Origin of the sequence: Pseudomonas sp. SIMBA_067 (assembly GCF_046534675.1) — a bacterium.
Lineage (GTDB): Bacteria > Pseudomonadota > Gammaproteobacteria > Pseudomonadales > Pseudomonadaceae > Aquipseudomonas > Aquipseudomonas putida.
On sequence record NZ_JAWRYH010000572.1, the window covers coordinates 1 to 266 of the forward strand.

At 59.0% G+C, this 266-nt stretch carries 1 protein-coding gene and 1 pseudogene; both read right to left on the bottom strand.

Features of this window, described 5'->3' with window-relative positions:
- On the bottom strand, positions 1 to 123 hold a 123-nt coding region (locus tag SB765_RS30370), incomplete at its 3' end, for a transposase domain-containing protein (protein ID WP_410932587.1).
- Between the two features lie 36 nt (positions 124 to 159).
- A pseudogene (locus SB765_RS30375) lies at positions 160 to 216 on the bottom strand (hypothetical protein); the annotation flags it as partial.
- Positions 217 to 266: the final 50 nt, after the last annotated feature.

Sequence of the window (266 nt, forward strand, 5' to 3'; positions counted from 1 at the left end):
GGCCGCGACCCGCCACGGCAACAAGGCCTCGTAATTGTCTGCGCTGTGCGCGAGCGGGAGTACCTTGAACAACGCGACCAGATAAGCGTGCGGGTCGACGCTGTTCACCTTACACGTGTCGATCGGCGAATACGGGTTGGCCGCGGCATTCGCTCCAGCGACCGTGTCATAGAAGAGCCAGTTTTTTATGCCGACCGTAAATGGCCTGATTGCGTTCTCACAGGCATTATGCCGACTCCTCGATTATGCCGCGTCATGCATGCGCG